The organism is Streptomyces sp. NK08204, assembly GCF_020400585.1.
GTDB lineage: Bacteria > Actinomycetota > Actinomycetes > Streptomycetales > Streptomycetaceae > Streptomyces.
Window position 1 is genome coordinate 157420 of sequence record NZ_JAINVF010000009.1, and the last position, 24719, is coordinate 182138.

At 72.1% G+C, this 24719-nt stretch carries 29 protein-coding genes and 3 pseudogenes; 20 read left to right on the plus strand and 12 right to left on the minus strand.

Annotation, left to right across the window (positions count from 1 at the left end; translation table 11 throughout):
• Positions 1 to 59: 59 nt before the first annotated feature.
• Positions 60 to 812 carry an amino acid ABC transporter ATP-binding protein gene (locus tag K7G59_RS16715; protein ID WP_225835117.1) on the plus strand — a complete coding sequence of 251 codons (753 nt, stop codon included), beginning with the start codon at positions 60 to 62 and terminating at the stop codon, positions 810 to 812.
• Between the two features lie 177 nt (positions 813 to 989).
• Here the strand turns inward: K7G59_RS16715 and K7G59_RS16720 are convergent.
• Positions 990 to 1091: pseudogene (locus K7G59_RS16720) on the minus strand (SAM-dependent methyltransferase); the annotation flags it as partial.
• 150 nt (positions 1092 to 1241) lie between these two features.
• Between K7G59_RS16720 and K7G59_RS16725 the strand changes: the two are divergent.
• Positions 1242 to 1871 carry an ABATE domain-containing protein gene (locus tag K7G59_RS16725; RefSeq protein ID WP_225834894.1) on the plus strand — a complete coding sequence of 210 codons (630 nt, stop codon included), beginning with the start codon at positions 1242 to 1244 and terminating at the stop codon, positions 1869 to 1871.
• Here the strand turns inward: K7G59_RS16725 and sodX are convergent.
• The gene (gene sodX, locus K7G59_RS16730; RefSeq protein ID WP_225835119.1) at positions 1775 to 2209 is read right to left on the minus strand and encodes a nickel-type superoxide dismutase maturation protease; all 435 of its coding nucleotides are present in this window, start codon (positions 2207 to 2209) and stop codon (positions 1775 to 1777) included. The genes K7G59_RS16725 and sodX overlap by 97 nt on opposite strands.
• A gap of 145 nt (positions 2210 to 2354) precedes the next feature.
• On the opposite strand from sodX, the gene sodN reads away from it, so the two are divergent.
• On the plus strand, positions 2355 to 2750 hold the full coding sequence (gene sodN, locus K7G59_RS16735) for a superoxide dismutase, Ni (protein WP_067129094.1): 396 nt from the start codon (positions 2355 to 2357) through the stop codon (positions 2748 to 2750).
• A 27-nt stretch (positions 2751 to 2777) separates the two neighbouring features.
• Here sodN and K7G59_RS35055 read toward each other — a convergent pair.
• The 4 genes and pseudogenes from K7G59_RS35055 to K7G59_RS16750 form a co-directional block, all read right to left on the minus strand.
• Positions 2778 to 2971: pseudogene (locus K7G59_RS35055) on the minus strand (site-specific integrase); the annotation flags it as partial.
• Positions 2972 to 3154: 183 nt separating this feature from the next.
• A complete protein-coding gene (locus K7G59_RS16740) occupies positions 3155 to 3532 on the minus strand; it encodes a hypothetical protein (protein ID WP_225834895.1) in 378 nt (125 codons plus the stop codon).
• Positions 3532 to 4203 carry a hypothetical protein gene (locus K7G59_RS16745; protein ID WP_225834896.1) on the minus strand — a complete coding sequence of 224 codons (672 nt, stop codon included), beginning with the start codon at positions 4201 to 4203 and terminating at the stop codon, positions 3532 to 3534. Before K7G59_RS16745 ends, K7G59_RS16740 begins: the two co-directional genes overlap by 1 nt.
• Positions 4194 to 4769 carry an RNA polymerase sigma factor gene (locus K7G59_RS16750; RefSeq protein WP_225834898.1) on the minus strand — a complete coding sequence of 192 codons (576 nt, stop codon included), beginning with the start codon at positions 4767 to 4769 and terminating at the stop codon, positions 4194 to 4196. Before K7G59_RS16750 ends, K7G59_RS16745 begins: the two co-directional genes overlap by 10 nt.
• A 160-nt stretch (positions 4770 to 4929) precedes the next feature.
• Here K7G59_RS16750 and K7G59_RS16755 point away from each other — a divergent pair, with 160 nt between their 5' ends.
• From K7G59_RS16755 to K7G59_RS16800, 10 genes are all read left to right on the plus strand, one after another.
• Positions 4930 to 5412 carry an Asp23/Gls24 family envelope stress response protein gene (locus K7G59_RS16755; protein WP_225834900.1) on the plus strand — a complete coding sequence of 161 codons (483 nt, stop codon included), beginning with the start codon at positions 4930 to 4932 and terminating at the stop codon, positions 5410 to 5412.
• Positions 5413 to 5494: 82 nt separating this feature from the next.
• Positions 5495 to 5662 (plus strand): hypothetical protein, encoded by a 168-nt coding sequence (locus K7G59_RS16760; protein WP_225834901.1) that lies wholly within the window; start codon positions 5495 to 5497, stop codon positions 5660 to 5662.
• Positions 5659 to 6069: an Asp23/Gls24 family envelope stress response protein gene (locus K7G59_RS16765; protein ID WP_225834902.1), complete on the plus strand. Its 411-nt coding sequence runs from the start codon at positions 5659 to 5661 to the stop codon at positions 6067 to 6069. The genes K7G59_RS16760 and K7G59_RS16765 overlap by 4 nt, the downstream gene beginning before the upstream one ends.
• 52 nt (positions 6070 to 6121) lie before the next feature.
• Entirely contained in the window at positions 6122 to 6763 is a 642-nt protein-coding gene (locus K7G59_RS16770; RefSeq protein ID WP_225834903.1) for a DUF6286 domain-containing protein, read from the plus strand.
• A gap of 30 nt (positions 6764 to 6793) precedes the next feature.
• Entirely contained in the window at positions 6794 to 7402 is a 609-nt protein-coding gene (locus tag K7G59_RS16775; protein WP_225834904.1) for an alkaline shock response membrane anchor protein AmaP, read from the plus strand.
• A gap of 349 nt (positions 7403 to 7751) precedes the next feature.
• Positions 7752 to 8135, plus strand: coding sequence for a hypothetical protein (locus K7G59_RS16780; RefSeq protein WP_225834906.1), 384 nt, complete (start codon positions 7752 to 7754; stop codon positions 8133 to 8135).
• On the plus strand, positions 8132 to 12892 hold the full coding sequence (locus K7G59_RS16785) for an AAA family ATPase (RefSeq protein WP_225834908.1): 4761 nt from the start codon (positions 8132 to 8134) through the stop codon (positions 12890 to 12892). Before K7G59_RS16780 ends, K7G59_RS16785 begins: the two co-directional genes overlap by 4 nt.
• A 40-nt stretch (positions 12893 to 12932) precedes the next feature.
• Entirely contained in the window at positions 12933 to 13331 is a 399-nt protein-coding gene (locus K7G59_RS16790; protein WP_225834911.1) for a helix-turn-helix domain-containing protein, read from the plus strand.
• 34 nt (positions 13332 to 13365) lie between these two features.
• On the plus strand, positions 13366 to 13782 hold the full coding sequence (locus K7G59_RS16795; RefSeq protein WP_225834913.1) for a VOC family protein: 417 nt from the start codon (positions 13366 to 13368) through the stop codon (positions 13780 to 13782).
• A 50-nt stretch (positions 13783 to 13832) separates the two neighbouring features.
• Positions 13833 to 14582, plus strand: coding sequence for a VOC family protein (locus K7G59_RS16800; protein WP_225834915.1), 750 nt, complete (start codon positions 13833 to 13835; stop codon positions 14580 to 14582).
• Here the strand turns inward: K7G59_RS16800 and K7G59_RS16805 are convergent.
• The 5 genes from K7G59_RS16805 to K7G59_RS16825 form a co-directional block, all read right to left on the minus strand.
• Positions 14579 to 14911 carry a DUF952 domain-containing protein gene (locus K7G59_RS16805; RefSeq protein ID WP_225834917.1) on the minus strand — a complete coding sequence of 111 codons (333 nt, stop codon included), beginning with the start codon at positions 14909 to 14911 and terminating at the stop codon, positions 14579 to 14581. The two genes, K7G59_RS16800 and K7G59_RS16805, sit on opposite strands and share 4 nt — an antisense overlap.
• Positions 14912 to 14970: 59 nt before the next feature.
• Complete coding sequence (locus tag K7G59_RS16810) at positions 14971 to 15390, minus strand: YciI family protein (protein WP_225834919.1); 420 nt, start codon at positions 15388 to 15390, stop codon at positions 14971 to 14973.
• Complete coding sequence (locus K7G59_RS16815; RefSeq protein WP_225834921.1) at positions 15387 to 15608, minus strand: hypothetical protein; 222 nt, start codon at positions 15606 to 15608, stop codon at positions 15387 to 15389. Before K7G59_RS16815 ends, K7G59_RS16810 begins: the two co-directional genes overlap by 4 nt.
• Before the next feature lie 116 nt (positions 15609 to 15724).
• Positions 15725 to 16891, minus strand: coding sequence for a family 2 encapsulin nanocompartment cargo protein polyprenyl transferase (locus K7G59_RS16820; RefSeq protein WP_225834923.1), 1167 nt, complete (start codon positions 16889 to 16891; stop codon positions 15725 to 15727).
• A gap of 76 nt (positions 16892 to 16967) precedes the next feature.
• Positions 16968 to 18374, minus strand: a complete 1407-nt coding sequence (locus K7G59_RS16825; protein WP_225834930.1) for a family 2B encapsulin nanocompartment shell protein — start codon at positions 18372 to 18374, stop codon at positions 16968 to 16970.
• A gap of 293 nt (positions 18375 to 18667) precedes the next feature.
• On the opposite strand from K7G59_RS16825, the gene K7G59_RS16830 reads away from it, so the two are divergent.
• From K7G59_RS16830 to K7G59_RS16850, 5 genes and pseudogenes are all read left to right on the plus strand, one after another.
• Positions 18668 to 19261, plus strand: a complete 594-nt coding sequence (locus K7G59_RS16830; protein WP_225834931.1) for an N-acetylmuramoyl-L-alanine amidase — start codon at positions 18668 to 18670, stop codon at positions 19259 to 19261.
• 48 nt (positions 19262 to 19309) lie between these two features.
• Positions 19310 to 20215: a 1-aminocyclopropane-1-carboxylate deaminase/D-cysteine desulfhydrase gene (locus K7G59_RS16835; RefSeq protein ID WP_225834932.1), complete on the plus strand. Its 906-nt coding sequence runs from the start codon at positions 19310 to 19312 to the stop codon at positions 20213 to 20215.
• A 246-nt stretch (positions 20216 to 20461) separates the two neighbouring features.
• Positions 20462 to 20657, plus strand: a pseudogene (locus K7G59_RS16840) (hypothetical protein).
• Positions 20658 to 20998: 341 nt separating this feature from the next.
• Positions 20999 to 21415, plus strand: a complete 417-nt coding sequence (locus tag K7G59_RS16845; RefSeq protein WP_009190566.1) for an anti-sigma regulatory factor — start codon at positions 20999 to 21001, stop codon at positions 21413 to 21415.
• Between the two features lie 17 nt (positions 21416 to 21432).
• On the plus strand, positions 21433 to 22503 hold the full coding sequence (locus tag K7G59_RS16850; RefSeq protein ID WP_225834933.1) for an RNA polymerase sigma factor SigF: 1071 nt from the start codon (positions 21433 to 21435) through the stop codon (positions 22501 to 22503).
• 48 nt (positions 22504 to 22551) lie between these two features.
• On the opposite strand, the gene K7G59_RS16855 is transcribed toward K7G59_RS16850, so the two are convergent.
• Positions 22552 to 22995, minus strand: coding sequence for a hypothetical protein (locus K7G59_RS16855; protein WP_225834934.1), 444 nt, complete (start codon positions 22993 to 22995; stop codon positions 22552 to 22554).
• Positions 22996 to 23154: 159 nt separating this feature from the next.
• Between K7G59_RS16855 and K7G59_RS16860 the strand changes: the two genes are divergently transcribed.
• Both K7G59_RS16860 and K7G59_RS16865 read left to right on the plus strand, forming a co-directional pair.
• Positions 23155 to 24123, plus strand: a complete 969-nt coding sequence (locus K7G59_RS16860; RefSeq protein WP_225834935.1) for a diacylglycerol kinase family protein — start codon at positions 23155 to 23157, stop codon at positions 24121 to 24123.
• A 320-nt stretch (positions 24124 to 24443) separates the two neighbouring features.
• Positions 24444 to 24701 carry a WhiB family transcriptional regulator gene (locus K7G59_RS16865; RefSeq protein WP_003992873.1) on the plus strand — a complete coding sequence of 86 codons (258 nt, stop codon included), beginning with the start codon at positions 24444 to 24446 and terminating at the stop codon, positions 24699 to 24701.
• The last annotated feature ends 18 nt before the right edge of the window (positions 24702 to 24719 follow it).

The following is a 24719-nucleotide window of genomic DNA, read 5'->3' on the forward strand; positions in this document are numbered from 1 at the left end:
GCGACAAGCTCGGCAAGACGGACACCCCCCTGACCCGGCCGCAAGGCGGGAACGTCCCGATGGTCAAGGCCGAGGACGTGCACAAGTCCTTCGGCTCCGTCGAGGTCCTCAAGGGCATCGACCTGGAGGTCAAGCCCGGTGAGGTGTTCTGCCTCATCGGCCCCTCCGGCTCCGGCAAGTCGACCTTCCTGCGCTGCATCAACCACCTGGAGAAGATCAACGCCGGGCGGCTGTACGTGGACGGCGAGCTGGTCGGCTACCGCCAGCAGGGCGACAAGCTGTACGAGCTGCGCGACCGCGAGGTCGCCATGAAGCGCCGCAACATCGGCATGGTCTTCCAGCGCTTCAACCTGTTCCCGCACATGACGGCCCTGGAGAACGTCATGGAGGCGCCGGTCCAGGTCAAGGGGCAGAGCAAGTCGGAGGCCCGGGAACGGGCGCAGCAGCTGCTGGCGCGCGTGGGCCTGGCCGACAAGTCCGGGAACTACCCTTCCCAGCTCTCCGGCGGCCAGCAGCAGCGGGTGGCGATCGCCCGTGCCCTGGCGATGGACCCCAAGCTGATGCTGTTCGACGAGCCGACCTCGGCCCTCGACCCGGAGCTGGTCGGTGACGTCCTCGACGTCATGCGCGACCTCGCCGAGTCGGGCATGACGATGGTCGTCGTCACCCACGAGATGGGCTTCGCCCGGGAGGTGGGCGACAGCCTGGTGTTCATGGACGGCGGTGTGGTGGTCGAATCCGGCCATCCCCGGGACGTCCTGACCAACCCGCAGCACGAGCGGACGCAGTCGTTCCTGTCCAAGGTGCTGTAGTCGGCGCTCGAAGGGGCGGTACGGATCCTCGTACCGCCCCTTCCGCATGTCCGCTCCAGGGCTGCTCCCAGACTGCTCCGGAGCTGTACCGGGCCTACACCGGGCCTGCATCGGGGCTGTTCCGGGCCTTTACCGGGGCTGCGTGGGGGCTGTTCGACGGCGATCCGCCTCGTACCGCTTGGCCTGATCCATGCGGGCGTACCGCCGGATGCCCTCGGCGGCGTTGCTCCGGGGTGCGCTCTCGTCGATCATGTGGTCCCCGTTCATGAAGACTCGCCCGGCGGACCAGGTCCGCGAGCGGCGATGCCGCCGGTGCCGCCGGCGGTCATCGATCCCCGCCCCTCACTCTGCCACGTAATACCCTGTAAGCAGAACCGTCTATTACCAACCCCCCTCGACCGCAGAACGCCGCCCTGGTAAGGACTACAAGTGGAACTGGCCTACTACTCGGACTACGCCGTACGCCTCGTCAACAGCGAGGAGCCGGTCCGGGGCAAGGACGCGCTCACCTCGGTCGAGGCCGTCCGCGATCTGTTCGGCGTCAACGCGACGGCGGCCCGCCGCGCCACCGACGCCGACGTCACGCGCTTCAGGTCGGTACGGGCCCGGCTGCGCGCGGTCTTCGAGGCGGCCGACAAGGGCGACGAGACGCTCGCCGTGGACCTGCTGAACTCGCTCCTCCTGGAGTTCCCGGTCAGCCCGCAGATCTCCGGGCACGACCACCGCGACGAGGACGGCCGCCCCCTGTGGCACATGCACCTGGCCGACCACCCCTCCAACGCCACCGCGGGCTACGCGGCCATCGCGGCGATGGGCCTGGCCTTCCACCTGACCGAGTACGGCGTGGACCGCCTGGGCCTGTGCCAGGCGGCCCCCTGCCGCAACGCCTACCTGGACACCTCCACGAACCGCTCCAGGCGCTACTGCTCCGACCGCTGCGCGACCCGCGCCAACGTGGCCGCCTACCGGGCCCGCAAACGCCTGGAGGCCGACAGGGAGGAGAGCAGCGGCCTCACGGCCGACAACGCCCAGCGCAGCAGCGCCAGCGGCGAACGCTGACCGGCCCCGAGCGGCCGGTACCGGAACCGGGCCGTGCCGAGGATCAGCTCCTCCGGCACGACCCCGTAGTCGGTGCTGTCCCCGCCCGCGTACGGGTTGTCCCCGAGCACCCACCAGCCGCCCCCGCGCCGCTCCACGGCCCGCTTGACGACCAGCAGGTCCTGCTGGAACGGATGACGCAGGACCACGACGTCCCCCGGCCTGACCACGGCCCCGTACTGCAGCAGCAGCCGGTCCCCGTGATGGAGCGTGGGCACCATGGACGGGCCCGTCACCTCGGCCACCCCGAAGGGCGCCCCGGCCCTCCCCCGCTCGGTCTCCTGCGACAGTTCCGGCATCCCCGGCACCTCCCCGGTCCGTTCCTCCACCAGTCCCAGTCTGACCCCGGACTTTTGTCCTAAGCCGCAGGGGGCACTCGCGAAAACCCGTGGCTCAGGGAGTAATGTCCCACCTGAGAAGACGATCACGAGGAAGGAATGCTCCATGCTTTCCCGCCTGTTTGCCCCCAAGGTCAAGGTCAGCGCGCACTGCGACCTGCCCTGCGGTGTGTACGACCCGGCCCAGGCCCGCATCGAGGCGGAGTCGGTGAAGGCCGTGCAGGAGAAGATGGCCGCCAACGACGACCCGCACTTCCAGGCGCGCGCCACCGTCATCAAGGAGCAGCGCGCGGAGCTGGCGAAGCACCACGTCTCCGTGCTCTGGAGCGACTACTTCAAGGCGCCCCACTTCGAGAAGTACCCGGAGCTGCACCAGCTGGTGAACGACGCCCTGAAGGCCCTCTCGGCCGCCAAGGCGTCCACCGACCCGGCGACGGGCCAGAAGGCGCTGGACTACATCGCCCAGATCGACAAGATCTTCTGGGAGACCAAGAAGGCCTGATTCCGGTCATGCCGCTTGACCTGCGATTTATCCGATCGCCCGGTCTCCCTGTCCGCACCCGGGCCGCAGGCCGCCGAGCACGGCGTCCCTGACGGTCCGGGTGCGGTCTTCTTCGCCCGGCCACAGGTGGCGAAGGTCCGCAGCGTGATGACGGCGGACGCGTGGCCGAGGACGAGCTGGACCCGATTGCCGCTCACCCCGTCGGCGACGAGGGCGGAGGACGGCGGTGGTTGAGAGGCTCGCTCCCCGTCGACAGCCGCTCCTTGGAGAGGCACGCGAAGAGGTGCGCGAGGGAGCGCCGGCCTCGAAGTCGGCGTCCACACCTTCAGGCCGAGCAGCTCGCCGGACCGATCACGCGGGGCAGGAACGCAGCCGAACACAGCGCCCGATGGCGCATGTTGGGCTCATGACGCGTCGTGCCGGGCGGCGATACGGGTCACGACGACCTCGACGGTGACCCGCTCCGCGGCATCGCGGGCTGTGAGGTGGGAGAGCACGGCGGCCCCCACCCGGTCGTGGACGTTCTGGGCGATGTCCAGCGCCCGCTGGCCCTCGGCCAGGACGCAGCGCACCTCGATGTGCCACCCCGAACCGTCCGGCGCCCGGTCGGCGCGGACGCCTGCCTCGGGCGATGTGCGGTCCGGCGTGGCCTCCGTCCGGGTGGGCGCGGCAGCTGCCGCGAGGCGACGGGAGAGACGGGGCTGCAGACCCGCCACGCCGGGAACCGCGAGGGCTGCCTCGGCCGCGACACCGAGGAGCGTGGCCGTGCGGACGGCGGTCATCACGCACCGCCGCCCGTCGTGACGCCGGGGCGGAGGGGCGGCTCCGGCTCCAGGACGTCGACCACGGTGATGTCGACGGCCGTCAGGGCGAGACCCAGGGCCTGTCCGGCCGAGTGAAGAACCGATCGGCGCACCTCACGGACCTGGTCGGGCAGCGGGCGGTCCAGCGCGGCGGCCAGGGTCATGGTCACCCGCACGTCGGCGCCTTCGCCCTCGGGTACGAGCCGGCAGGTCGCGGCCCTCGCACCGGGAACCGTGTCCGCCGCCTGCCGCAGCACCCTCGCCGCGGCGTTCTCGGCGATCCGCAGGTCCCGGTCCGGGTCGGCCAGCGGCAGCAGCCGTCCGAGCCGTACCTCTGCCTTGACGATGTTCATGATGCGGGCGGCGAGCGCAGGGAGACGAGGAGTGTCCTCGGCGCGCAGCGCCCGGGTGGCCGCGTTCACCGTGGCCAGTCCCTCGGCGGCCTCGCGGCAGTGAGGGCAGGAGACGGTGTGCGGGTCGTCGACGGCCGGTGCCGCGTCCCGCGCCTGCTCCCAGACCCGGCTGAGCAGACGGCCGCAGGGCAGCACCTCATCACCCGCGAACGGGGGCGTGCCGGTGGCCCGGCCGGTAGGGGGCCCGTCGGCTTCGGGAGGTTCGGAGGCCGGCGTGTGCGGGTCGTCTAGCGCCATGGGCCCATCGCCTCCTGCAGGGATCGGCGTGCCCTGAACAGTCTGCCGCGTACCGTCTGCTCGCTGGTCCGTGTCACGTGGGCGATCTCCTTGTAGGACAGGCCCTGCACCTCCCGCAGGATCCAGCAGAGCCGCTGCCCGGCGTTCAGGTCGCCGAGCGCGCGGCACAGGGCGGCGGAGGCCGCGTCCTGCTCAGCGGACCGGGCGGGCTGGCTCCAGGCGTCTTCCGCCGCGGGCTCGGCGACCGTGTCCAGCAGGAGGAGCGGCGGCCGTCGCCGGCGCATGGTCAGACAGCGGTTGACGGTGATCCGGTACATCCAGGTACGGAACTGCGCGCTGTGGCGGTATTCCGGCAGTCGCCGCCAGGCGCTGACGAAGGCGTCCTGAACGGCGTCCTCGGCGTCCTCGGGGTTGCCGAGCATGCCGTGGGCCAGAGCAAGGAGGGGCCGGCCGTGCCGCTGGACGAGAACGGCGAAGGCCTCTTCGTCCCCCTCGGCCGCCCGTACGGCCAGGAGTCCGTCCGGCAGGTCGCATCCCAGCGGTGGGAAGGCAGTGCGTTCGGTCATGGCGCTCCCGCGCAGGGCTCGCTCGGACTGTCCGGGTACCCGCGAGGCCATCTGTGACACACATCACATTCGACGCCCGTGAGGAATGGGGCGCCCGATATGTCCAACCTTGCGAAGGGCGCCACACCGGTGTCCGACCGACCCGATCGAGGCGACCGCCATGACGGACAACATCACCAGCGTCGGCGGGGGCAGCCGGCCCGATGCGGGCGTGAGCGCGCTGAAGGGCCGTACCGGAGCCGACGCTCCGGCCGAGACACGGGGGAAGACAACCATCGCGGACGGCGTGGTGGCCAAGATCGCGGGCATGGCCGCCCGTGAGGTACCGGGTATCCACAACCTCGGGGCGGGCGTGGCGCGCGCCTTCGGCGCCGTGCGGGACCGCGTTCCCGGCACAGGCGCAGCCGTCACGCGGGGGGTGAAGGTCGAGGTCGGCGAGCAGCAGGCCGCCGTGGACCTGGACGTCGTCGTCGAGTACGGCGTCTCCATCGTCGACGTCGCCGGCGACGTCCGTACCAATGTGATCAACGCCGTGGAGCGGATGACAGGCCTGGAGGTCGTCGAGGTGAACATCGCCGTCGACGACGTCCACCTGCCGGACGAGGAGGAAGAGGCCGAACCGGACGAGGGCCGCGTGAGGTGATCCCCCGCCCCACCGCCCTCGGGGTGGGCGCGGGGTGATCGCGTGGACGGGGACGTACGTTCGTGAGACGGGTGAGTGCAAGATGAACGCAGCATTGGCGGGCCTCGTGGCCGGCATGGCCCTGGGCTTCGCGGGTTACTTCGGCGGCTTCTGGGCATTTCTGCTGGTACTCGTCCTCGGTGCGGTGGGGCTGGTCGTCGGCCTCGCCGTGCAGGGCGACCTCGCCCTCCGGGTACGGAGGCAGCGGTGAGGACCCGGCCCGGTTCCCCCGGCGAGGGGTCGGGCCCGGACCCGCCGGCGTCGGCCGTCGCCCTCCCGCCCCCGGCCGAGCGTGGCGCCACCGTCATCCCGGACAGGGTGGTCGCCCGTATCGCCGTCCAGGCCGCGCGGACGGCGCAGTCGCGGCGCGCCGCCGTTCCGCCCGGTCGGAGCGCAGCGGGGGCCCCGAGCGCCTCCGCCGCCGTCCGTACCGGAACGGTGCGCCTGCACCTGACCATGGACCTGCCCTACCCCACGGACATCGCCGGTGTCTGCGAGCGGATCCAGCAGGACGTCGCCGACCGGGTGGCCCAGCTCACCGGCTTGCGGGTGCGAGAGGTCACCCTCACCGTGCGACGGCTGCTGACCGCCGACGCGAGCCGGAGGCGGGTCCGGTGAGCGGCGACGCGACCCGGGCCGCCCGGCACACCCTGCACGAAGGGGGCGCGCGATGACACCCGACCCCGGTTCTCCCGGCCGTGGCTCCGCGCCGTCCGCCCACCGCGCCACAGCGCCGCTGCGCACGGACGGCGAACGTGGCAGCGGACACCGGACCCGCCGCCCCTGGTCCGCGCGCCGCGTCCCCGCGGCGCTGGTCGCCTCGGTGATCCTCGTGGCAGCGGTCGCCGCGCTCGTCGACGTCATCGCCGTACGGGCGGGACGCCGGGCGGCAGCCTGGCGACGGCACCTGGCCGACGCACTGGCCACCCGCCCCGTGGACGACGTGTGGATGCTCACGGGAGCCGCCGTGGCCGCCGCCGTCGGCGTCTGCCTGATCATCCTGGCCCTCACCCCCGGCCTACGCCACTGGCTGCCCCTGCGCTCCCCCTCCGACTGCCCTGGGCTGCGGGCCTCCCTGGACCGCGACGGCGCCGCCGACCTGCTGCGGGACGCCGCCATGCGGGTCCCCGGAGTCGGCGCGGCGCGCGTCCGGGTGCGCCGCCACCGCATCAAAGCCCGCGCGGACGTCCGCTTCCGCGAGCCCCGGCAGGTCAAGGACGACCTCACCGCCGTGCTCGACGAGGAACGCGACCGGCTGGCCCTCGCTCGTCCTCCCCGCATCGTCGTACGGGTGCGGCAACGCACCCACTGACCGGAATCCCGCAGCACCGGAGCCCGCACCATGACACCGCGATCCGCACTCAACCGCAGCCTGCTGGCCCTGGCCGGACTGGTCCTGCTCGGCGGCGGACTGCTGATCCTCTTCGCCGGGCTCGGCCTCTACCGGCGATACGATCTGGTCCCGCCCGCCGGCTGGCCGCTGAGCACCCCGGACGATGTCCTGCTCAGCTCCGCCGACCGGGCCCGCTGGAGCAGTCAGGGCTGGTGGTGGTGGCCTGCGGTCATCGCCGCCCTCGCTCTCGCCGCCCTGCTCGCCCTGGGGTGGCTGCTCGCCCAGCTGAGCCGACGCCGTCCCGGAACGCTGCCCGTCGGCGGCACACCCCCGCAGGAGGGCGTACAACTGCGCGACCGCGCGCTCGGCGACGCGATCGCGACCGAAGCCGGTGCCCTGCCGGAGGTCGAGCATGCGGCTGTACACATCACCGGCCGACCAGCCCGTCCCCGCACCAGCGTCAGGCTCACCCTCACCCCTCTCGGCGCCCCCGGCGCCGCTCTCGGCGCCCTCTGCGAAGGTCCGCTCCGAACCGCTCGCCGGTCCACCGGCCTGTCCGACCTGCCCGCCGATGTCCGCCTCCAGATCGCCCGCCACCCACCGCACCGCGCGGAATAGGGCCTGAGGAGGAGAGGTGCCGCCCTCGGCTGGGCAACTGCCACTGACCGAGTGACGCACACTGTGTTCCTCCCGGCTGAGGCAGAGCGACATCGGCAGGCGGAAGCCGGGAGCTTCCATGCGCGGGCCGTGGCATGCGACTGCATCTGCCGCATGCCACCGGCCCACCGAGGCCGGCCCCTTCCCAGGCCACGGGAAGGAGGCCACGCGTGGTGCTCGTCGGACAGGGTGTGGGCTTTCTGCGGGCATCTGGTGAACGTGGCCGTGTCCCGGGCAGGTATCGCCTAGGGTGCTAGCCGCCCTTCGCGCTCGCGACGTTGCGGGCGCCGGGCGGGAGAGCGGGGGCGTCATGGACGTGGTGCTTGTTGCGGAGGAGCCCGGCGCGGCCGACCAACTCCGGTCCTTACGGCAGTGGCTGGCCGGTGACCAGCTCTTGCGGGGCCGTGTCGAGGCGCGGGAGCGGGGGCCGGAGCCCGGTACCCTCGGGCCGGTGCTGGAGGCGCTCGTGGTGGCCCTCGGCCCGGGCGGGGCGGCGACCGCCTTCGCCACCGGTGTCATCGCCTGGCTGCGCAGCCGGCGCGGTGAGGTCCACCTCAAGATGACGCTCCCGGACGGCCGGTCGCTGGAACTGACCGCCAAGCGCGTGGCCGGCCTCGACGCCGCCGCGCTGCGGCAGCAGGTGACCGACCTCGTTGAGTTGACGAGCAACGACGAGCGACAAGAACTGCGGTGAGCGACCTGTCCGGGGCGGGCGCGCGTGTGCTGCTCCTCGCCACCGCCCGCCACGACGGCCCCACCCTGCCCCCGGTGCCCTCCGCCGCCACCACACTCGACGCGCTGCGGACGGCCCTGATCGAGCGGTGCGGCGTGCCGCCCTCCCACATCCGCGCGGAACTCGACCCGCCCGACGCGAGATCGATGGCGCAGGCGGTCGCGGAGGAGGCGCAGCGGGCGGACACCGTGCTGCTGGTCCACTTCGTCGGGCACGGGCTGCTCGACCAGGACGGCGAGTTGTATCTGGCCGCCCGCAGCACCGACCGGCTCGATCCCGGCCTGGCCGGGCATCAGGCACTGTCCTTCTCCGCACTGCGGCAGGCGCTCGCGGCGAGCCGGGCGTCATCCGTCGTCCTCCTGCTCGACTGCTGCTTCTCCGGCCGCCCCGCTCTGGGACGCGGCCTGTCCGTCCCGGCGTTCAGCATGGATCCCACGCCGGGCCTGTACTTCATCGGCTCCGCCGAGCAGCTCGCGCTCGCCCCGCCGGACGCCACACGCACGGCGTTCACCGGCGCGCTCATCGACGTCCTCACCCACGGCGACCCGCGCGGCCCGCACCAGCTGACCCTGGACCTGGTGTACGACGCGGTGTTCCGGACCATGCGGGACCGGCAGCTGCCCCTGCCCCGCAGGCAGGCCGAGGGCCGCACCGGAAGCCTGGTCGTCGCCTCCAACCCCGCGGTGCCCGCCCAGACAGAGCCGGCCGAGGCGGCCGAGCCCGCACCGGGCCGCTGCCCCTATCCGGGCCTGAGTTCCTTCGGGCCGGAAGACGCCCGGCTGTTCTGCGGGCGCGAGCGGATGCTCGAACGGGTGCTCACCGCGCTGGAGGAATCCGCCGGCACGCCCGCCGGGGCGGGACCATGGGTTCTGATCGGCCCCTCCGGCTCCGGAAAGACCTCCCTGCTCAACGCCGGGCTGCTGCACCGGCTGCGGGAGAACGGCCTGGCCGGCTCGGCGGGCTGGCCGGTGCTGCGCCTCACCCCGGGCGCGAGTCCGCTGCGGCGCCTGGCCGCTCTGCTCGACGTACCGGCCGAGGAGGCCCGGGAACTCCTGCGTACGGCGCCGGAACGGGCCACGGACCTGGTCGACCGGCTGCTCGCCGACCGGCCCGGACAGCGGCTGATCGTCCTCGTCGACCAGTTGGAGGAGGTGTTCACGCTCTGCCGGAGCGACGAGGAACGGACGGCGTTCCTCCGGGCGTTGACCGTCATCGCCACGCCGGCGAAGGCCACGTCCGCGACGCCGCCCGGCCTGCCCTCGCCCTCGCCCTCGCCCTCGCCCTCGACGCCACCGGAGCCACCGGAGCCACCGGAGCCACCGGCGGGGCCCCTCTCCGCGACACCACCGGCCGGACCATCCGCCGCCGCACCACGGACGGAACCCTCCGCCGTGACACCACCGGCAGAACCCGTCGCCCTCACGACGCTCCCGGCCGAGCCGGCCCCCGTCACGGCATCGGACGGCAGCCCGCCGCGGGCGCTGGTCGTCCTCGCGCTGCGTGCCGACTTCTACGGCCGGGCCACCTCGGAACCCGACCTCCTGGCCGCGCTGCGGGACCGCCCCCTGCTGGTCGAGCCCATGCGGGCCGAGGAACTGCGCGCCGCGATCGAGGAGCCGGCCGTACGGACGGGGCTGGAGCTCGACGACGGGCTCGCCGATCTGATGCTTCACGAGTTCGGTGCCATGAACGGCGGGCAGCCCGCGGCCGGGGCGCTGCCGCTGCTGTCCCACGCGCTGCTCACGACCTGGAAGCACCGCGCCGGATCACGTCTCACCTTCGCCGGATACCGGAAGACCGGCGGCATCGCCGAGGCGGTGGCGAACACCGCCGAGGAGGTGTACGAGACCCTCGACCCGGACGGCAGGCAGGCCGTCAAACACCTGCTCACCCGCCTGGTCCGGGTCGGCAGCGACTCCCCCGACACGGCCCAGCCCGTGGAGCGTCCCACCCTGCTGCACGGCCTGCCCGACGCCGCCGCCCGGCAGGCGCTCGAGCGGCTCACCGAGGCCCGGCTGCTCACGCTCGACCAGGACACCGTACGCATCAGCCACGAGGCGCTGATCCGCGCCTGGCCCCGGCTGCGGGAATGGGTCGACGCGGACCGCGAATGGCTGCGCGCCCGCCAGCAGCTCGCCGACGACGCCCGGTCCTGGGAGCAGTCCGGGCAGGACCCCTCGCTGCTGTACCGCGGCAACCGGCTGGCCGGGGTGCGCGACCGGGCGGCGGGGGCCTCCGCCGGCACGCGGGACCTGGAGCCCCGGCCGGCGGCGTTCCTCGAGGCGTCCGTCCGCCGGCAACGCCGCAGCGTCCGGCGCACCAGGTTCGCGGTGATCGTGCTCGCCGTGCTGTTCCTGGCCGCCTCGGTGGGACTGGCCGGCTCCGTCGTCTTCCAGCGGCGAGCCGAGCGGGCGCGCCAGCACGAGCTGGCACGGTATCTCGCGGCCGAGGCCGAGGACCTGCGCGACCGGCAGCCGGACCTGGCCAAGCAGCTCAGTCTGCTGTCGTTCCAGATCGACCACGAGGCCGGCCGGGGCGCCCTGCTGAACAGCCAGCGCACCCCGGGCCTGATCAACGACGGTCATCCGGCACACGACCTTGCGACCAGCGCGGACGGCAGTGTCCTCGCGATCTCGACCGGGGACTCGATCGTGCTGCGCACCCGCGGCGGCTCCCACCGGATCGGGGCGACGGCCGGCCCGATCGCCGTCAGCCGGGACGGGAAGACCCTGATCACGGCCACCTACGGCAGCGGCCGGTCGACCATCACGACAGTGCGGCTGTGGGACGTCTCGCGGCCCGCGCGTCCACGGCAGACCGCGGCGCTCAGGACGGACCACCCCGTCACCTCGCTCGCTGCCGGTGCGGACGGCAGCACCGTGTTCGCCGGGCTGGCGAACGGTGACGTCCGGCTCTGGGACATCCGCGACCGAGCCGCACCGGCCGCCCTGCCGACCCTGCACGGGCACAGCAGACAGGTCGACTCGCTGGCCGTCTCGCCCCGGCGCGGGCTGCTGGCGTCCATGAGCGTGGACGGCCGGATCCTGCTCTGGAACGTGTCCGACGTGAGGCATCCCGGGCGGGCCGCCACACTCGCCGGGGCGCCGTTCACCGACTCGGGCGACCACAACCCCCTGCACCGGGTGGCGTTCGACCGGACCGGGCGGCTGCTGGCCGCTCCGATGCCCGTGAAGTCGAACAGCGACCTGGGGCTGTGGCGGGTCGACGCCCCGGGTACGCCCCAGCGGATCCACCGGGACGGGGAGTCGGACGAGTTCGCCTCGGGCAGCTGCTTCGAGAACATGACGTCGCTGACGTTCAGCCCGGCCCGCGATCACGTCGTCGGGACGTGCGGCGACAAGTGGCAGGCGTGGGTGTACGCGGCCGACACCAAGCCCGCCCTGCTCGTTCCGGGGACGTCCATCGGGCTCGGCAGCGCGGCGGTGACGTCCTCCATGGTCCTGTTCGACCCGGGCAGGAGCCGCAGGCTGCTGCAGGCCACCGACCGCGGAGTCTTCGTCTGGTACCTGTCCAACGCCGCTCAGCCGGGAGCCGACGACTTCCTGGCGCTGGAGCCCGGCACGGGCGGCCAGCTGGCCTTCGCGGCATCGGGCCGGAAGGAGCTCATCGCGTGGCAGGGTGCCGGCCGGAACTACCTGGCTGCCCTGTCCGGCCCGGGGAAGAAGAAACTCCTGGCCATCACGCACTCCCCGAACATGCTCACCGGCGAGGACATCGAACTCAGCCGGGACGGCCGCCTCCTGGCCGACGTCGAGGTCTTCGGGCGCAAGAACGGCAAGCCGCAATACGTCGGAGTGATGCTGCGCGACACGGCCCACCCCACCGGCGCACCCCTGGCCACGATCGGCGACGAACTGAACAACGGGGTGTCGGCGCTGGCCTTCAGCCCGACCGAGCCGCTGCTCGCCGTGTCCGACATGAACGGCTGGATCGCGAGCAACCACACCAAGCCCGTGGTCCGGCTCTTCGACATCAGCAACCCGCGGCGCCCGCGCCAGGTCAGCCGGATCCCGGTCACCGCCATGTCCCTCGCCTTCTCCCCGGACGGAAGGACGCTTCTCACCGACGACTCGCCCCTCAAGAAGCCGAAGGGCTCGCGCCCGTCCACGGCGATGCGGCTGAAGAGCTGGGACGTCACCCGCCCCGCGCACCCCGCCGAGCTGTGGTCCCGGCGTCTTTCGGTGGACGTCAGTTCCGTTTACCTGGCCTTCCGGCCGGACGGCAAGGTGCTCGCGGCCTACCAGGGCAACGGAACACTGCGGCTGTGGCGCCTGCGCGGGAACCGGCCGGCCGGCCCTCCGGCCGAGGTGCGCATCAGCGAGTACGGCGGTTCCGTCGCCTTCAGTCCGGACGGGAACCGTCTCGCCCTGCTGGCGACGAACATCTCGTCGGCCTCCGCCGGGACGGGTGGCTTCGCGGACGGGCAGCGCGTGGAGATCTGGAACGTGAGCGACCCGCGCGATCCGACCCGGGAGTCGTACCTGCCCACCTCGGACGTCGCCACGCTCTACTCGCTCGCCTTCAGCCCGGACGGCCGCCGGCTCGCGGTCACCCGGATGAACGCCGGAGTGGACCTGTGGGACATCAGCCCGAGGCCGGTCATCTCGGACCTGTGCAACTCGGTGGGCGATCCGATCACGCGGCGGCAGTGGAAGCACTACCTGCCGGACCGGCCGTACGCGCCCCCCTGCCGGTGACCGCCCACCGGACCGCCGGCCGCCGTGCGAAGCTGAGGGGGTGACCCTGGAGGATCTGGTGCGGCTGCGGCGCGCACGTGACCGCATGGACCGCGAGTACGCCGAGCCGCTCGACATGACCGAGCTGGCCCGTGGCGCCCTGATGTCCCCGGGGCACTTCCAGCGCAGCTTCCGCAAGGCGTTCGGGGAGACCCCGTACAGCTATCTCATGACCCGGCGGGTCGAGCGGGCCAAGGCGCTGCTGCGCCGGGGCGACCTCAGTGTGACCGAGGTGTGCCTGGCCGTCGGCTTCACCTCGCTCGGCTCCTTCAGCTCCCGGTTCACCGAGCTGGTCGGACAGACGCCGAGCGCGTACCGGGCCCGGTCGCACGAGACGAGCGCGGCGATCCCGCCCTGTGTGGCCCGCAAGTTCACCCGTCCCCGCCGCCGCCCGTACTGAGGCACGGCACATCCGCCGGCCTTAGCGTGTGGTCATGGACGTGAAACTCGCACAGTGCTTCATCGCCGTCGACGACCACGACAAGGCCCTCGCCTTCTACCGTGACGTACTCGGCCTCGAGGTCCGTAACGACGTCGGCTTCGAGGGGATGCGGTGGGTGACCCTGGGCTCGCCGCTCCAGCCGGACGTGGAGATCGTGCTGGAGCCGCCCGGGGCGGACCCGGACGCCTCTGCCGCCGACCGGCAGGCGATGGCCGAACTGCTCGCCAAAGGCATGCTGCGGGGCGTCATCTTCACCACCCCCGACTGCGACGCGCTGTTCGAACGGGTCCGGGAGTCCGGGGCCGAGGTGCTCCAGGAGCCGATGGACCAGCCGTACGGGGTCCGCGACTGCGCCTTCCGTGACCCGGCCGGCAACCAACTGCGCTTCCTCGAGCGCCCCACGCGCTGAAAGCCGCCGGCGCCACCCGGGCGCGCGGGGTTCATGCCTACACTCGGACCGTGATCATCCGCTGGACGTACGTCTTCGCCGACCGCCCCACGGCACACCTCGCCGAGGCCCGCGCCTTCTGGACGGAGGTGACCGGGACACGGCTGTCCGAACCCCGCGGCGAGCGCGGCGAGTTCGTGACGCTCTCGGCCGACGGTGCGGACCCCTGCGTAAAGCTCCAAGGCGTCCTGGAGGGCGACGGCGGAGCGCATGTCGACCTCTGCGTCGAGGACGTACGGGAACTGGTCGGGACGGCCCGTGGACTCGGCGCGGACCTCCTCGCGGACCACGGCGACTGGGCCGTGCTGCGCTCACCCGCCGGCCTGCCGTGGTGCGCGGTGCCCTGGCAGGGGGAGACCGTACGGCCGCCGGTGATGGAAGGCAGCCGCCTGGACCAGGTGTGCCTCGACATCCCGCCGTCCGCGTACGACACCGAGCGCGCCTTCTGGGCGGAGCTGACCGGCTGGCAGCAACTGACCGGATCCCGCCCGGAGTTCCAGGTACTGAAGCCGCCGCCCGGCATGCCCCTGCGGATCCTGTTGCAGCGGCTGGACACCGAACGCCCCGCCTCCGCCCACCTGGACCTCGCCTGCGCCGACCGCGCCTTCGTCCGCGCCCGGCACGAGCGGCTGGGTGCGGACATGGCCGGTCAGGGTCCGCACTGGACCGTGATGCGCGATCCGGCCGGCGGCACCTACTGCCTGACCGACCGGGACCCGGAGACGGGCGGACTGCCCGGCGGCGGTGTTCCCGCCGCCTAGCCCCAGGGCTCCACGTCCACCACGGCGTCGACCGGCACCGGCCCGTACACGTGCGGGAACTCCTCGCCGCCCGGCTTCACGGACTCGTACCTCACCGGCACGTCGAGCCGGGCCGGGTCCACGACCAGGACCACCAGGTCGTCCGGGCCGTCGTACGCGCCGTAGAGCAACCCGGCGATACGCGGGAGCTGTTCGCGGGTGGAGAAGTGGATGAACCCCTCCTCCTGGAGGGTGCGGCCCCGGGTGGACATCTCGTAGGCGCCGCGCTCGCGGGCCGCGTCCCACAGGGAGCGCTCGGTGACGTGGTAGATGGGCGGAAGTTTCGGCATGCGCCCACGCTACGCGGCGCCCCGCTGCGCCGCGCCGATGTCGTCACGCGCCGATGTCGTCACGCACCGATGCCGTCCGGGCCGTCCATGATCGGGCGGATCACCACGGGGTAGTCCGCCAGGCCCTCGGGACCGGGGCAACGGGTGACGCGTTCGGCGATCTCGGTGACCCGCTCCAGGCTCGCGCAGTCCAGCACCCAGTAGCCGGCCATCACTTCCTTGGTCTCGCAGTACGGACTGTCGGTGATCAGTGTGCCGCCGTCCTTGCCGCGCGCGACCAGCCGGGTGCGGGCGGGCTCGGCCAGGCCCTCGGCGTCGATCAGCTCACCGGTCTCGGTGAGTTCGTCGTTGATCACGCTCATGTACGCGTACATCGCCTTCAGCTGCACCTCGGTCCAGGACGGGGAGTGCGGGGTGGGCCGGCCGGCCATCGCGTCGTAGTCCGCCTGCGTGGCCTGCACCATCACCAGGTACCTCACGGTCCGCCTCCTTCGGCCTGCTCCGCAGTGCCCGGTGGGCGGCGCCGGCCCTCGGCCGCCACGGCGCCGCCTGGCGGCTCGGCGCGGGCCGGGCAGTCGGGGTTGTGGCACGGGCCGGGGCCCCAGACCGGCACCCAGGCGCCGAGCGTCTTGTGCCGCCCGACGACCGTTTCGACGGGCTGCCCGCAGACCGGACAGACCGGTTCCTCGCTGGCCATGCCCCAAGGGTAGGTCGGCCGGGGGCTCAGCGCTTCCCGCACCACGGCCGCACGAGCACCGATCACCCGGTGGGGCACCCGACCGCGTCGACCACTTCACCGCCCCGTCCGCCCCGTCAGCCACTACGCCTCGTCGCGAACTCCGCCAAGGCAAGCAGTCCGCCCGCCGCCTTGGGGGCGGGGACCGCGAGCGCCAGTTGCTGTACGGCCCGGGCCATGCGGTCGGCCGCCTCTGCCTGCGCCCAGTCCCGGCCGCCGGCCCGCTCCACGGCCAGCGCGGTGCGTGCGATCTCCTCGGAGGTGTCGGCCTCCTTGACGTACGGCTTCCCGTACAGCGCGGCGAGTTCGGCCGCCGCCGGGGTGCCGGAGGTGAGCGCCGCCACCACCGGCAGGGACTTCTTGCGGGCCGCGAGATCCGTGCCGACCGGTTTTCCGGTGTGCCGCGGATCCCCCCATATGCCGATGACGTCGTCGATCAGCTGGAAGGCGAGCCCGACCTGCCGGCCGAACCCGTCCAGCGCCGTCGTCCCGTCCTCCCCCGTGCCCGCGTACAGCGCGCCGAGCGCGCAGGCGCAGCCCAGTAGCGCGCCGGTCTTCGCCTCGGCCATGGCGAGCGCCTCCTCCAGGGAGACCTCGTCCGGGGCGCGCCGCTCCAGGGCGGTGTCGGTGCTCTCCCCGGCGCACAGCTCCACGACACAGGCCGCGAGCCGTGCCGCGGCCGGGCCGGAGGCGGGGTGCGGGTCCTCGGCGAGGAGCCGGAGGGCCAGCGCCTGGAGGGCGTTCCCGGCGAGGAGGGCGTCGGCGTCCCCGAACACCGTCCAGGCCGTGGGGCGGTGCCGGCGGGAGGTGTCCCGGTCCATCACGTCGTCGTGCAGCAGCGTGAAGTTGTGGACCAGTTCCACGGCGACGGCCGCCGGGACGGCCGCCGCCCGCGCCGCCGGGCCACCGAGCGCGCCGGCCGCGGCCAGGACGAGCGCGGGCCGCATCGCCTTGCCGGTGCCGCCCGCCACCGGTGAGCCGTCCGCGTCCTCCCAACCGAAGTGGTAGAGCGCGATCCGGCGCATCGGGGCGGGCAGCGACGCGACGGCCGCCCGCAGCTCCGGGTCCACGAGGACCCGGGCCCGCTCCAGCAGCGCCGCCGCCTCCTCCTGCCCGCCGGCCGGGGCGGGCCCGTGGAACGGACCGGTCCCGGCAGTCGTCGCGTTCCCCGGTCGTTCCCCCGTCGTTCCGGGGCGCGGTGCGCCGGGGGAACCTTGCCTGGTCTCCGTCATGAAGTCGGCCATGGCGCCCCCTCGAGCGGCCCGCGGACCGCCGCGCCGGTGCCGGTCCTGGTGCTGGTGCTGGTGACGTACGGAGACGTCACCTCCACCGGCCGACCTCGACGTTCTCCAGCACGCCGAGCGCGTCGGGCACGAGGACGGCCGCCGAGTAGTAGGCCGTAACCAAGTACTTGACGACGGCCTGTTCGTTGATGCCCATGAAGCGGACGGACAGGCTCGGCTCGATCTCGTCCGGGATGCCGGACTGACGCAGACCGATGACTCCCTGCTCGGCCTCGCCGGTACGCATCGCGATGATGGAGGTCGTACGGGCCTCGCTGATCGGGATCTTGTTGCACGGGTAGATGGGCACACCGCGCCAGGTGGGGATGCGGTTGCCGGCGATCTCGAGGGTTTCCGGGACCAGTCCGCGCTTGTTCAGCTCGCGTCCGAACGCGGCGATCGCGCGCGGATGGGCGAGGAACAGTTTGGTGCTGCGGCGGCGGCTGAGCAGCTCGTCCATGTCGTCGGGGCTGGGTACGCCGTCGTGCGGCTGGATCCGCTGGTCGTACTCGCAGTTGTTGAGCAGACCGAACTCCCGGTTGTTGATGAGTTCGTGCTCCTGGCGCTCCTTCAGCGCCTCGACCGTCAGCCGCAGCTGCTGCTCGGTCTGGTTCATCGGCTGGTTGTAGAGGTCGGCCACGCGCGTGTGGATGCGCAGGACGGTCTGGGCGATGCTCAGTTCGTACTCGCGGGGGCGGGCTTCGTAGTCGACGAAGGTGTGCGGGATGTCGGGCTCGCCGGTGTGGCCTGCCGCCAGCTCGACCTCCTTCTCGCCGTACTTGTTGGTCCGCTGCTCGGGGACCGCGCGCAGTTGCCGGAGGTGCTCGCGCAGCGAGTCGGCGCGCTCGGCGACCTGCTCGAAGTCCTGGCGGCTGAGGATCAGCACCGTGCACGCGGTGTCCGCGCGGGCGGTGTACTCCCAGATGGCGTCCGGGTCGAGCAGCGCCTGCTCGCCGAAGTAGGCGCCGTCGGCGAGCACGCCGAGGACCGAGTCGTCGCCGTACGGGCCCGTGCCGATCTTCCCGACCCTGCCGTGGGCGAGCAGATAGACCTCGTTGGTCTGGTTGCCGAAGTCGGCGATCACCTCGCCGGGGGCGAAGTCCCGCTGACGGCAGCGGCGGGCCAGCTCGGTCAGCACCTCGTCGTCCTCGTACGACCTCAGCGCCGGCAGTTCGCCGAGTTCGGCCGGGATGACCTCGACCTGGTCGCCGGTCTTCACGAACGTGATGCGGCCGTCGCCGACCGCGTACGTCAGCCGCCGGTTCACCCGGTACGTGCCGCCCTGCACGTCCACCCAGGGCAAGGTGCGCAGCAGCCAGCGGGAGCTGATCTCCTGCATCTGCGGTACGGACTTGGTGGTGGTGGCCAGGTTCCGCGCTGCCGCCGTCCCGAGGGACTGCTGCGGCTTGTCCTGCCCGGTGCGGACCTCTTCGCCTACCGACATAAGGAAACGCCCTCCCAATCCATGCCCGGCGTCGAAGGGACACCGGGCACCGGTCTCGGTATCGACCCTCCACTACGCAACGCGATGGCGCCATTACCCTAAAGAGCGGGAATGGATCAACGGTGACCGGGCAGAAAGAGGGCTCCTGTCCGGTACGCCCACCAGCGCGTCTTGTCCGGATCGGCTCGCTCAGCGTGCGAACGATGCGGTCCGGGACGTCCGGTTTCGGTAGAAGCACTGCGGTACGAGAGGGCCATACCGGGCGGCCACGGGCACAGCACGAAGGAGGTGGCATGGCCCCACCCATGTCCGCGAGCGGATTCCTGGACGCGCTCCGGGCGGAGGGCGTCGCGGTCGTCGAGGTCGGCGACTGGCGGCATCACAACCGCAATCACAAGGGCCCGTGGGGGCCGGTCCACGGCGTGGTGATCCACCACACGGCGACCCGCGGCGGCGACCGCACGGTGGCCGTCTGCCGGGACGGTCACCCGGCGCTGCCGGGCCCGCTGTGCCACGGCGTGATCACCAAGGACGGCACGGTCCACCTGGTCGGCTACGGCCGCGTCAACCACGCCGGCCTGGGCGACGACAACGTGCTGCGCGCGGTGATCGCCGAAAAGGGGCTGCCGCCGGACAACCAGGCGAACACCGACGGCAACCGGCACTTCTACGGCTTCGAGTGCGAGAACCTCGGCGACGGCGAGGACCCCTGGCCCGAGGCGCAGCTGGAGGCGATCGAGCGGACCGCGGCGGCCGTGTGCCGCCGTCACGGCTGGACGCAGCGGTCGGTCATCGGCCACCTGGAGTGGCAGCCGGGCAAGGTGGACCCGCGCGGGTTCTCGATGACCTGGCTGCGCGAGCGGATCGCTGAGCGTCTGAAGGGGTAGCGGCAGCCTTGAGTCCGGTGGCGAAGCGCTGCGGGCGAGAATGGTGCCGTGACCAGCCCCGTAACCGGACCGGACCCGCTCGCCCCCCGCCTGCCCTCGCCTCTCCAGGAGGTGCGGGACGAGCGTTTCGCCCGCTACGGCCTCCGGCTCCTGCTGAAGCGGGACGATCTGATCCACCCGGAGCTGATCGGCAACAAGTGGCGCAAGCTGGTCCCGAACATCGAGGCGGCCCGCGGCCGGGCCCTGGTCACCTTCGGCGGGGCGTACTCCAACCACCTGCGGGCCACAGCGGCGGCGGGCCGGCTGCTCGGCCTGCCGGTCATCGGCGTGGTCCGCGGTCAGGAACTGGCCGGCCGCCCGCTCAACCCCTCCCTGTCCCGCTGCGCGGCCGACGGCATGCGGCTGCATTTCGTCGACAGGTCGACGTATCGCCGGAAGGCCGAGCCGGAGACGCTCGCCGCGATCCTGCGCCAGGCCGGCGCCGAGGAGGCGTACGTCGTCCCCGAGGGCGGCAGCAACGCCGAGGCCGTACGCGGCTGCCGGGCCCTCGGCGCCGAGCTGCGCGGCCGGGCCGAGGTCGTCGCGGTGGCCTGTGGCACCGGCGGCACGCTGGCGGGACTCGCCGCCGGGCTGGCTGCGCCGCAGCGTGCACTCGGTGTCCCGGTCCTCAAGGGGGGCTTCCTGGAGGCCGAGGTACAGGCCCTGCAGGAACGTGCCTTCGGCGCCCGCACCGGGTCCTGGTCCCTGGACGACCGCTTCCACTTCGGCGGCTACGCCCGTACGACCCCGGAACTGGAGGCGTTCGCGACGGACTTCGAGGACCGCCACGGCCTGCCCGTGGAACGTCTCTATGTCGCCAAGCTCCTCTATGGACTCGTCTCCCTCGCCGGCGAGGGCGCCTTCACGCGCGGGACGACGATCGCGGCGGTCGTCACCGGGCGGCCGTTTCCGTAGGCGGCTCTCCGTAGGCGGTTCCGCCAGGCGGTTCCGTAGGCGGTTCCGTAGGCGTCCGCAAAGACCTGCGCGGCCTCCCGGTGGACGGCGGCCTCCTCCGGGTCCTGTCGTTCGCGAAGAGCACGTACCCGACCGACAGCAGGCCCGCGGGCCGTATCTGCGCCCGCAGGTCTGGTAGGAGCTGGTCCTCGTCCGCCGTCGCCTTTTCGGCGCGGTCACCCGCACGCCCGTCGTAATCTGGCAATCATGAAACAGTGCACGCACGCCGACGCGCTGCCGCACCCGGAACCCGAGCCGCTGAACGAGACCTGCCCGGAGTGTCTCGCGCACGGGACACACCCACGGGCCGACCGGTCACCCGGTGGTGCGAACCTTGGAGCCCGGCGAGGACTGGCGCTGGGGCTTCGTCGACCACGTTCTCGTAGGACCGGCGTCCTCGTAGGACCGGCGTCCTCGTAGGACCGGCGTTCTCGTAGGACCCCGTTCCCGTATGACCCCGTTCTCGTGTGACACTGCAAGCGACCGACAATCGGCCGGGTCGCCCGACGGTTCGGGCGTCTGACGTCTGGGTACGTCAACCCGGCGCGCCCTCTTCCCTTTTGGGCCTGCAAACCCTCTAGACACGGAGCGTATCCACAGCTTTACTGTGAGTGACGCCGAGGGGGTTGGGGTCCGGGGACGGGAGCGTTCGGAGCGCGATAGCGTCACCGCTGAACCACGTAGGCGTTACTCCGGGGGACGATCCCTCGGCCCCGTAAAGCTTGTACCACCATGGAGGTGAGGGTGTCCCAGATCGCAGGCGAGCCCGCGGCGAACCAGGACTTCGTGGAAGTCCGGCTGCCGGCTGCGGGTGCCTACCTGTCGGTGCTGCGGACGGCCACGGCCGGTCTGGCGGCCCGCTTGGACTTCACCCTGGACGAGATCGAGGACCTGCGCATCGCCGTGGACGAGGCGTGCGCGATCCTCCTCCAGCAGGCCGTGCCCGGCTCCGTGCTCAGCTGTGTCTTCCGGCTCGTCGACGACTCGCTGGAGGTCACGGTGTCGGCGCCGACCACGGACGGCCATGCCCCCTCGCGGGACACGTTCGCCTGGACCGTGCTCTCGGCCCTCGCGGGCAAGGTCTCGTCCGCCGTCGACGAGGACAAGACCGTATCGATCAGCCTGTACAAACAGCGCGGCGCGGGTCCCGGGCCGGCGTGAGGAACGGGGACGGGCCGGTGCGGGACGAAGAGCGCGGCACACGGGAGCTGCCGACCGGGGACGGCCCCGCGAACGGCTCCCGACGCATGGCTGACGGCATCGACGGCATCCCCGAGCAGGCCAGACCGCACCCGGAGGACGACTCCGCGCGGGTCGGCGGCGACGGTGCCGTCCTGAGCGCACCTCCGGAGGGACACGGCGGAGCCGGTTCCGCCGTCCACGCGGAGGCGAGGGCTCGGGGAAGGGCTACGGGCGGGACGATGAGCGAGCACGACCGACACGCCGAGGACGACACGCTGAGCCCGGGGCGCGTGCCTGCCGTGCAGTACGACCACCGGGACCGCAGCGGCGCTCGGGCGATGTTCGTCGAGCTGCGCAAGCTGAGGGACGGCAGCCCGGAGTACGCCGAGCTGCGCAACCAGCTGGTCCGTATGCACCTGCCGCTCGTGGAACACCTGGCGCGCCGGTTCCGCAACCGCGGCGAGCCGCTGGACGATCTCACCCAGGTCGCGACGATCGGCCTGATCAAGTCCGTCGACCGCTTCGACCCGGAGCGTGGTGTGGAGTTCTCCACCTACGCCACCCCGACCGTCGTCGGCGAGATCAAGCGGCACTTCCGCGACAAGGGCTGGGCGGTCCGCGTGCCGCGCCGGCTCCAGGAGCTGCGGCTCGCGCTGACCACGGCGACGGCCGAGCTGTCCCAGCAGCACGGCCGCTCCCCCACGGTCCACGAGCTGGCCGAGAAGCTGGCCATCTCCGAGGAGGAGGTCCTGGAGGGCCTGGAGTCCGCCAACGCGTACTCCACGCTGTCGCTGGACGTCCCCGACACCGACGACGAGTCCCCGGCGGTCGCCGACACCCTCGGCGCCGAGGACGAGGCGCTGGAGGGCGTGGAGTACCGGGAGTCCCTCAAGCCGCTGCTGGAGGATCTGCCGCCGCGCGAGAAGCGGATCCTGCTGCTGCGCTTCTTCGGGAACATGACCCAGTCCCAGATCGCGCAGGAGGTCGGCATCTCCCAGATGCACGTCTCCCGGCTGCTCGCCCGGACCCTGGCCCAGCTGCGGGAGAAGCTCCTCGTCGAGGAATGAGGGGTGGTCCCTGCCCCCGAGCGGTGATCCCTGCCCCCCGAGTGCGCCTTACTCGGCCCTGCCCGGTCCCCTGATCCCGAGGGCCTGGGTCGTCGCCGGGTTGACCAGCAGCACGAGCGCCGTCGCGGCGACGGCACCGAGGACGATGCCCGCCGGGATGGCCACGCTGTCGGCCTTCAGCATGTTGTAGGCCACCGGCAGGGCCATGAGCTGGGTGATCACCGCAGGGCCCCGGCTCCAGCCACGGCGCAGCAGCAGGCCGCGCGCGGCTAGCAGCGGCAGCAGAGCGAAGACGGCCAGGGTGATCCCCAGGGTCACGGCCTGCTGCCGGTCGTCCGGATGGCCGGTGATCCCGAGGACGAGTGCCCACAGGCCGCCGGCCAGCAGCGCGACGCCTTCCAGCGCGGCCAGCAGGGCCGCGTACGTCAGCCGGCGCGGACGCGGTCCGGCGGTCTCGGCGCTCTCCGGGGCGGGTTTCTGGTCGCTGCTCACCCCAGAAGGGTAGCCCGCGCCCCGCACGCCCCGGCCAAGAAGGGCCCCGGCGGTGCGGCCTCCCCGCGGCCCCGGAGTGTTCAGACTCACGTCGTCCTCTCTTACCCGATCCCTACCTCGGTCTGGGCCGTGTACCCCCCAGTAGGTACGCTGCACTTCATGCGTGCACTTCTCGTGGTGAATCCGGCGGCGACCACTACAAGCGCACGCAGGCGTGACGTCCTGATCCACGCGCTGGCGAGCGAGATGAAGCTCGAGGCGGTCACCACCGAGTACCGCGGCCACGCGCGCGACCTCGGCCGGCAGGCGGCGGAGAGCGACGACATCGACCTCGTCGTGGCCCTCGGCGGCGACGGCACCGTCAACGAGGTCGTCAACGGCCTTCTGCACGCCGGCCCCGACCCGGACGCCCTGCCCGGCCTCGCCGTCGTCCCCGGCGGCTCCACGAACGTCTTCGCCCGCGCCCTCGGTCTGCCCAACGACCCCGTCGAGGCCACCGGCGCCCTGCTGGATGCGCTGCGCGAGAACCGGGAGCGGGTCGTCGGTCTCGGCCTGACCTCGGGCCCGCCCGGCACCGAGGACGAGGCGGTCCCGGCCCGCTGGTTCACCTTCAACGCGGGCCTCGGTTTCGACGCGGGCGTGGTGGGCCGGGTGGAGCAGCAGCGCGAGCGCGGCAAGAAGTCGACACACGCGCTCTACGTCCGCCAGGTCGTCCGGCAGTTCCTCGGCGAGCCGAACCGCCGGCACGGGGCGATCACCCTGGAGCGGCCCGGCGCCGACCCGGTCGAGGACCTTGTGATCGCCATAGTCTCGAACACGTCGCCTTGGACGTATCTCGGCAATCGCCCGATGTACACATCACCTAAGGCCTCGTTCGACACGGGCGTCGACGTGTTCGGTCTCAGCCGTCTGTCGACGGCCGCGGTTGCCCGGTATGGCACCCAGTTGCTCACTTCGTCCCCCGAGCGCGGACCCCATGGAAAGCACGTGCTCTCACTGCACGATCTGGACCAGTTCACCTTGCATTCGAAGGTCCCCCTCCCCCTTCAGATGGACGGCGACCACCTGGGACTACGAACGAGCGTGACGTTCACAGGTGTACGCCGTGCACTGCGTGTGATTGTGTGAGCGGAACGCGCAAAAGTCCTTTCACTCGAACGTTTAGACCAGCATCCACCCCATGGAAGTACGGCTGTGACCTAGTCGACACCGAGGAATCAAAAAAAACTTTCCGGAAGGGGTTGTATCCGTCGCTGAGGTTTGCGAGTCTCTACGTGGCGATCGGGACGGCCCGCAAGACCGGCCTCCACTGATCACCAGAACCCCTCTCCAGACACAGGACCACGCCGGGGAAGACTCGGCGGTCGGCCCTTCACTTGTTGAGGGATTCGTGAAAGCGTTCACATTCACAAGCAACGTGCATGTAATACCAAGGAGAGGTAGCAGCCATGGACTGGCGTCACAACGCCGTTTGCCGCGAGGAAGACCCCGAGCTCTTCTTCCCCATCGGCAACACCGGTCCTGCGCTGCTGCAGATCGAGGAAGCCAAGGCCGTCTGCCGTCGCTGCCCGGTTATCGAGCAGTGCCTGCAGTGGGCGCTCGAGTCCGGCCAGGACTCCGGCGTCTGGGGTGGTCTCAGCGAGGACGAGCGCCGCGCCATGAAGCGCCGCGCCGCTCGCAACCGGGCTCGTCAGGCCTCCGCCTGACACACCCACCCCTGCTGA

Excerpts from the sequence above, each read along its gene's own strand:
- K7G59_RS16715 (WP_225835117.1), top strand. The coding sequence starts at position 60 with ATGGTCAAGGCCGAGGACGTGCACAAGTCCTTCGGCTCCGTCGAGGTC.
- sodX (WP_225835119.1), bottom strand. The coding sequence starts at position 2,209 with ATGCCGGAACTGTCGCAGGAGACCGAGCGGGGGAGGGCCGGGGCGCCC.
- sodN (WP_067129094.1), top strand. The coding sequence starts at position 2,355 with ATGCTTTCCCGCCTGTTTGCCCCCAAGGTCAAGGTCAGCGCGCACTGC.
- K7G59_RS16740 (WP_225834895.1), bottom strand. The coding sequence starts at position 3,532 with ATGACCGCCGTCCGCACGGCCACGCTCCTCGGTGTCGCGGCCGAGGCA.
- K7G59_RS16745 (WP_225834896.1), bottom strand. The coding sequence starts at position 4,203 with ATGGCGCTAGACGACCCGCACACGCCGGCCTCCGAACCTCCCGAAGCC.
- K7G59_RS16750 (WP_225834898.1), bottom strand. The coding sequence starts at position 4,769 with ATGACCGAACGCACTGCCTTCCCACCGCTGGGATGCGACCTGCCGGAC.
- K7G59_RS16755 (WP_225834900.1), top strand. The coding sequence starts at position 4,930 with ATGACGGACAACATCACCAGCGTCGGCGGGGGCAGCCGGCCCGATGCG.
- K7G59_RS16760 (WP_225834901.1), top strand. The coding sequence starts at position 5,495 with ATGAACGCAGCATTGGCGGGCCTCGTGGCCGGCATGGCCCTGGGCTTC.
- K7G59_RS16770 (WP_225834903.1), top strand. The coding sequence starts at position 6,122 with ATGACACCCGACCCCGGTTCTCCCGGCCGTGGCTCCGCGCCGTCCGCC.
- K7G59_RS16775 (WP_225834904.1), top strand. The coding sequence starts at position 6,794 with ATGACACCGCGATCCGCACTCAACCGCAGCCTGCTGGCCCTGGCCGGA.
- K7G59_RS16780 (WP_225834906.1), top strand. The coding sequence starts at position 7,752 with ATGGACGTGGTGCTTGTTGCGGAGGAGCCCGGCGCGGCCGACCAACTC.
- K7G59_RS16795 (WP_225834913.1), top strand. The coding sequence starts at position 13,366 with ATGGACGTGAAACTCGCACAGTGCTTCATCGCCGTCGACGACCACGAC.
- K7G59_RS16805 (WP_225834917.1), bottom strand. The coding sequence starts at position 14,911 with ATGCCGAAACTTCCGCCCATCTACCACGTCACCGAGCGCTCCCTGTGG.
- K7G59_RS16815 (WP_225834921.1), bottom strand. The coding sequence starts at position 15,608 with ATGGCCAGCGAGGAACCGGTCTGTCCGGTCTGCGGGCAGCCCGTCGAA.
- K7G59_RS16820 (WP_225834923.1), bottom strand. The coding sequence starts at position 16,891 with ATGGCCGACTTCATGACGGAGACCAGGCAAGGTTCCCCCGGCGCACCG.
- K7G59_RS16825 (WP_225834930.1), bottom strand. The coding sequence starts at position 18,374 with ATGTCGGTAGGCGAAGAGGTCCGCACCGGGCAGGACAAGCCGCAGCAG.
- K7G59_RS16830 (WP_225834931.1), top strand. The coding sequence starts at position 18,668 with ATGGCCCCACCCATGTCCGCGAGCGGATTCCTGGACGCGCTCCGGGCG.
- K7G59_RS16860 (WP_225834935.1), top strand. The coding sequence starts at position 23,155 with ATGCGTGCACTTCTCGTGGTGAATCCGGCGGCGACCACTACAAGCGCA.
- K7G59_RS16865 (WP_003992873.1), top strand. The coding sequence starts at position 24,444 with ATGGACTGGCGTCACAACGCCGTTTGCCGCGAGGAAGACCCCGAGCTC.